Origin of the sequence: Candidatus Sysuiplasma acidicola (genome assembly GCA_019721035.1) — an archaeon.
GTDB lineage: Archaea > Thermoplasmatota > Thermoplasmata > Sysuiplasmatales > Sysuiplasmataceae > Sysuiplasma > Sysuiplasma acidicola.
The window spans coordinates 42,069-48,261 of record JAHEAA010000017.1 but is presented as its reverse complement, the minus strand read 5'-3'; the positions used below and the strand labels follow the sequence as shown (position 1 = coordinate 48,261).

Below are 6,193 nucleotides of genomic sequence, written 5' to 3'. Positions count from 1 at the left end.
TTCGTCCTCTCAATGAAAATTTCCATGAAATCTCTGGTACGACTGCTCCAGTTTTCCTTTCAATGCGGCTATAGATTGTCTCGCTTCCGTTTAAATTCAAGCCTGCCAATGGTGCCTTCAGCGAGAATTCAGCTATTGGCGGCCGCTCTTACCCGCTTTCGTTTGAGTTTACAATCCATTTTTGGCTCATCCCACAGAAGTTTGCGAAGATTGATCTTGAATGCACTCCATTGCACGTCTCCCGCCTGACAGACATAGAAGATGGTGCAAGTCGATAATACTTCGTGACCGCAGTTAACCGGTACTTTCACCATGTTCGTCGTCAGATTCCAGTGCTTCCTTGGCTATGAATGCAAGCAATATTGCAGTCGCGATATAGACAATCCAGTAGATATTCAAAAGCATCTGAAGCGCCAAGCCGACCAAGAGAACCACCGACATTGCAAAGCATGCAGCCGATTCAACAGCATCTATCTTCAGCGGCATGCAATTGGTTGCTTTGCCGATTCTCTTTTTTTCAAGCCAGAAAAAAGGCATTACTGCGACTGCAACGAAAGCCACTATCAACCCGGGCAGCGAAGTTTCGGGCTTCAGACCTGTCAGGTAGGAATAAACGGCTCCTCCTCCAATGATGGGGATCAGCAGAAAAAGGAGGAGCCTGCTGAAATGAGACGTCTTCAGTCCCACGTCATCTACTCCTGAACCATCCTTCTTGAGATGGAGTAGAACAATCATTCCTGAAACAAGCTCAACTATGCTGTCGCTCCCGAAGGCAAGGAGTGCAAAATTGAATGCTGCGAAACCTGCAAACAACGCCACAGTCATCTCGACAGTCATCCAGGCATTGCTGAGGTACTGTAATCTGATCCCTCTGTGAATGGTCGACTGTCTCCACTCCTTGTGGGTAGTGTCACAGCAACAATCCACGCAATTTCGGCAGCCTGTAGGGGCCAAACAGTTTGCACACGAAGTTTCTACGCAGCCGCATCCTATTCCCTCGTGAAGCCCGCCTTTTTTCAATTCCAGAGCATTAAATATAGATCCATCCACCGTTTGTTTGAAAAGAGATATTCTTGTTATATTAGGTTTTTTAAACAGCACCTGCCGATTGGTCCTGGATCTAGCGGTTCAGGAAACCCTTGTAAAGGCCATGATTTCCGGTCAGAAGGCGAAGTATCAATCAGAAAATGACTTATCGGGCACATCCTGTTGCAGAATCCTGTGAATTGCGGCTTTATCTGTCTATTGGTCTGAGAAATCAGATGGTGGACTCGGTCATTCATTTCGGCCGGTTGCATTTTTCCCGGTGGGGAGGATACACGTTCCAGAGATTGGCTTTACTACAACTTCACACCGGACTTTTGTTGAACACTCGCCAGGGCAGCGGCCATAATTTCATTTTTAATTTTATTGCTGGTCAAATCCACTTTTCAGGATTTATCGAATTCACCGCTCTTTTGTGTCCGGATAATAATCGCGATAGCATCCTGTGCAGCTTTCATTGCGTTCAGCATTAATGAAGTTCAAAGGAATCGAATTGTGTTTTTCCGATCGGAATGACTTTACACTTTACAGATGTCTCAAATATATCACAATGTGTCATTATGTGAAATGGAGCATGTCCAGGTACGACGGCGACAGCATCTTAAGACGGTTGACCCATAACCCGCACGTTGACGCAATCCAGATCGGAGAGTGACGGGCGCCTGAACACCATCCTTGTCAGGAACATCAACATAGTTTATCCTGAAAACGAAGGAGAGGATATTGTACTGCGGACCTCGTGCGTGTTCATAAAGGACGGGCGAATTGCAGCGGTCGATGAGGCAATATCTGATACGAAAGCGGACATCGTCATTGACGGCACTGGCAAATGGCTGGTACCCGGCTACATAGACACGCATGTCCATTTCTTCCAATCCGCGAATCCTTACACGAGACCAGATGTGATAGATCTGACGAAGCTCGTGCCTTATGAGCATGAAAATGCCAGAAACCGTGCAAGGCTCCACGCGACTCTGCACACATGGCTTGCATGCGGCGTAACCGGCGTCATGGATATGGGTGGTCCATTTTGGAATTTCAAAGTGAGGGACGAAGCGGATAAACTGGAAGATGCTCCGCAAGTTCTGGTTACGGGTCCCCTTTTCTCGATGATAGCCGATGCGCCATTGGAACTGGATGATCCTCCGATCATTAAGGTATCGACCGTGGACGAAGTGAGGACTCTCGCCGAAAGACAACTGGTGCATAAGCCCAACTGGCTGAAAGTGTGGTTCATCCACATGCCCCAGGACGATCTCGCCGGGCAGGAGGAAGTAGTGAAGGAGGTGGGCAGACTCGCACATGAAGCAGGACTGCCGATGGCTGTTCACGCTACCGAGTTGGAGACGGCCAAGGCCGCCCTGAGGAGCGGCGCGGACATTCTGGTGCACTCAGTGAGCGACAAGCCAGTGGACGACGAGTTCTTGCGCCTCGCCGCTGAGCGGCGTGTAATCTACTCACCCACGCTTTACGTGCCGAGAGGCTACGCCGAGGTGCTCTCCCGCAACTGGAAACCCACACGTGAGGAAGAGCGATTCGGCGATCCCGAGATACTTGCCCATATGCAGGATGTGGAGAGACTGTCGGAGTCAGATATTCCGGAGAGAATCTTGCCTGTGTTCAGGTCGAAAGGTGAAGCATCGCCGCCTGCAATGCTTGCCAGGTGGCAAACCGCCGAGCAGAACCTGATGCGTGTATGGAATAGTGGTATAACAGTGGCCTTGGCTACTGATGCAGGTAACATTGGCACGTTGCATGGTCCTTCCATATTTCGCGAGATGGCTCTCATGGCGCATGCTGGTTTGAGTCCTGCTCAGATACTGAGGTGTGTTACGACAAACGGAGCGAAAGCAATGGGACTGGAAGGGGAAGTCGGCCGGATAGCCGTCGGTTATCGGGCTGATATGGTTATTCTTAACTCCAATCCGCTGGAGACGATCGAAAACGCGAGTGACATCGCGCACGTGATCAGGAATGGGCGGATTTTTTCCGCAGAAGAACTGATATCCAACAGGTGAGATTTCAATTTATCAGTATAACTGGCGCAATCCATCACTTCGGGGAAAACGCTCGCGCTGCATGAGTAGACACGCCTGCTACTCTTTTCCGATGTGGCAGTACCGGGTAGCTGATGCCACCGCACCGGAGAAGCGTACGATCGGAAGAGAGCCGTCCCTGAGGTAAAACGCGAAATGAAGAGGTTTAAAAATTTTCGTCACTAATCGGCATCTGCTTCCAGAGCCATCTTATCCACGGTTCTGTCAAGTTGCTTGTACCTGTCTTCCTTGACGAAGACCAGCAGTACCATGCCTATGATGAACGCGACCGAGGCATAGGCCAGAGACTCGCCGAGTCCCACCGCTGTTATAAGCGCTGCTATCACGAATACCAGCCCTGCTCCCGCATATCTGCCGAGCGCGGTTATCACGGCAAAACCGCCTGCTCTTGCCTCGGTTGGATATATTTCCGGCACCCAGAGTGAGAATACAGAGAAGTCGGCCCCTCCTATGCCCAGGAAGACCGCCAGCATCAGGAACAGGTACAGGTTATTTGATGTGAATGCAATCCCGAACGCCGTAACAAGTCCGATAATCATGAATGCCATGAATATTCCAAGCGTTGCTTTCCTGCCCATCCTCCGGACCATGTACGGCATGACAAGACAGAATATCAGTGTCATTCCGGATATAATCGTTCCTCCGAGAACTACATACCATGTGGCTACCGTAGTCGGGGTAAATGTAGCGTGAACGAGATCTGTTATCGCAGTAGGTGCAAAGAGGGTGCCGCCGTAGAGTCCTGTTATCACCGGCACCATGACGAGAACTAACAGGACCGTCGTCTTCCAGTACTGCTTCGAAAATAGTGTCTTGAATGACGTTGACATGTTCATTTTTGAACCGAACTTGGTCTTCTTGTTCTGCCAGACTTCCGGCTCTTTAGCCGCCAGCCTGATATATGCGAGTATAACGGCCGGAATTATGCCGATGTAGAAGATTGCCCTCCATCCGCTTGCTCCTTTGAATACATAGAGGAGAAGCAGCGGCGTGGTAATGGCTGCCAGAATAAAGCCAGCGTACCAGGCGCTGTGGAATCGCCCGGCCCACACATGTCTGCTCTTTTCAGGGAATACTTCCGAAACACCTGTTCCACCAATGAACCATTCGGCGCCGAGGCCAAATCCAGCGATGAATCTGGCTATTCCAAATTCGGTGATATTATATGAGAATCCTGAGAAAAACGTTCCAACCGCATACAGCAGGATTGCGATGCCAAGCGTTTTCATTCTGCCTATTTTGTCAGCCAGCGGACCAAAGGTGAATGCAGTTCCCCATCCCACCAGAAATATTGCAAAAAAGATGAGTCCGTAGTGAGCGGTAATAGCCGGGCTCAGGTGCGTAATTCCGCTATGCGGCAAAAGATATGCCAGCGACGAAAATAGCACAAACGCATAGATCGTGGTGTCATAACCATCAAGCAGCCATCCAAAATAACTCGCCCAAAAAACATGTTTCGCGGACGCATCCATTCTGTCTCCGGATGAATAACCCCCCGTCATGCCTGACTGATATAAATGATCAGTCTATAAAGTTTATCTCTAACCGTTGCGATTTTCGCATCAGAGAAATGCGGTGAAAATGGCAGCGTCCTGTGCTGCGTTGAACAGGCTGTACGCACGCCTTCAAATCATGGAATCACTGCGCTCTAACGACTCTGGAAAACCTCTTATCAGGCTTCGTTATCCCAACAGCATGGCTGCCATCGTGTCTGCGGGTTTCAGCAGGTTTGGCAAGAGAAAAGAGGGCATCATGGATCTGGCTGCGGAATCTGCGCTGCCTGTTTCGAGGAAATACAGGGACAGCATCGACTTCGTGCTCGTCTCAAACTGCTATTCTGGAGAGTTCAACGACATGTCCGGGCTGAACAACCTCGTCACAACTTTTCTCTCTCTGGATGCAGTGCCTTCAATCAGGATAGACAACACGAGCGGCAGCGGCGGCGCTGGGCTGTTGTCGGCTGTGTCGCTCATTGAATCGAACATGGCCAAAGCCGTCCTCGTCATCGGCGTCGAGAAGATGTCAGGGAAACCGACAAAGGATGTAACGAAGATCATTTCATCGCTGCTGGGTGAGAGGGAGAAGGCAGCTGGTCCGTCACTCCCGTCGCTTGCGGGCCTTCTCACAAAACTCTACATGAGTGAATTCGGTGCAACCAGGGAGTCGATAGCACAGGTCGCAGTCAAGAATCATATAAACGGTGCAATGAACCCGAATGCACACATACAGAAGGTGCTGACGCTCGAGCAGGTGCTGCAGTCAGCCGTCATCATAGATCCGCTGAGGCTGTTTGAGATCAGCCCGATAAGCGACGGTTCAACTTCGCTTCTCGTTGTGCCTGACGATCAGGCGGAGAGCTATACAGAAAAACCGGTCTATGTGAAGGGCATAGGAATGTCTTCTGAGTGCGCACATCTCACAGACAGGAAGACATTCACAGACATACCGTCTGTCAGGAGGGCTGGTGAAATAGCGAAGCGGCAATCGGGCGTGGAGCGCCCCGACTTCGCAGAGTTGCACGACATGGCCACCATACTCGAGATAGTGCAGACGGAATCTCTTGGCTTTTTCGGAAGGGGAGAGGGATGGAAGGCTGTTGCCGAAGGAGCCACTGAAATAGGTGGGGAGCTGCCCGTAAATACGAGCGGCGGTCTGAACTCGAAGGGGCATCCGATAGGCGCAACAGGCGTCGCACAGGCGGCGGAAGTCTTTCTCCAGCTCAGGAACGAGGCAGGGCAGCGCCAGGTGAAGAATCCGGAGAACGGCATGGCGATGAACATGGCAGGATTCGGCAATTCGGCAACGGCGGCAATCATGGGGGTCAGCAAATGAAAGTGTTCAGGTGTGAAACGTGCGCAAATGAGATGTTTGAACGTAGGGCTGTGTGTCCCGGATGCCTTGGAGAGAAATTCACCGAGACAGAGGCAGGCGAGCCTGAACCACTCGTCTCCTCTAAACTCACTGTGACACCCGCCGGTTTCGAAGACTCCTACGAACTCATAATCGCCAGGCTGGGAAAGACAAAAGCAATCTACAGGAAAGTGTGAGTCCCGCTGCGCTGACCCCCGCCCGATTGTTCCCTGCCAACTATT

5 protein-coding genes are annotated in these 6,193 nt (G+C 50.9%); 3 read left to right on the top strand and 2 right to left on the bottom strand.

The genetic code is table 11. The features are described from left to right. Window positions 1–294: 294 nt before the first annotated feature. Window positions 295–837, bottom strand: a complete 543-nt coding sequence (locus KIS30_08145; protein MBX8646710.1) for a hypothetical protein — start codon at window positions 835–837, stop codon at window positions 295–297. 836 nt (window positions 838–1,673) lie between these two features. Between KIS30_08145 and KIS30_08140 the strand changes: the two genes are divergently transcribed. Then, the gene (locus tag KIS30_08140; GenBank protein ID MBX8646709.1) at window positions 1,674–3,062 is read left to right on the top strand and encodes an amidohydrolase family protein; all 1,389 of its coding nucleotides are present in this window, start codon (window positions 1,674–1,676) and stop codon (window positions 3,060–3,062) included. 200 nt (window positions 3,063–3,262) lie between these two features. Here the strand turns inward: KIS30_08140 and KIS30_08135 are convergent, their stop codons facing one another. Then, window positions 3,263–4,603 (bottom strand): MFS transporter, encoded by a 1,341-nt coding sequence (locus KIS30_08135; GenBank protein ID MBX8646708.1) that lies wholly within the window; start codon window positions 4,601–4,603, stop codon window positions 3,263–3,265. Between the two features lie 193 nt (window positions 4,604–4,796). Here KIS30_08135 and KIS30_08130 point away from each other — a divergent pair, with 193 nt between their 5' ends. Together KIS30_08130 and KIS30_08125 are read left to right on the top strand one after the other, a co-directional pair. After that, the gene (locus KIS30_08130; protein ID MBX8646707.1) at window positions 4,797–5,933 is read left to right on the top strand and encodes a thiolase family protein; all 1,137 of its coding nucleotides are present in this window, start codon (window positions 4,797–4,799) and stop codon (window positions 5,931–5,933) included. Between the two features lie 32 nt (window positions 5,934–5,965). Further along, on the top strand, window positions 5,966–6,148 hold the full coding sequence (locus KIS30_08125) for a hypothetical protein (protein MBX8646706.1): 183 nt from the start codon (window positions 5,966–5,968) through the stop codon (window positions 6,146–6,148). The last annotated feature ends 45 nt before the right edge of the window (window positions 6,149–6,193 follow it).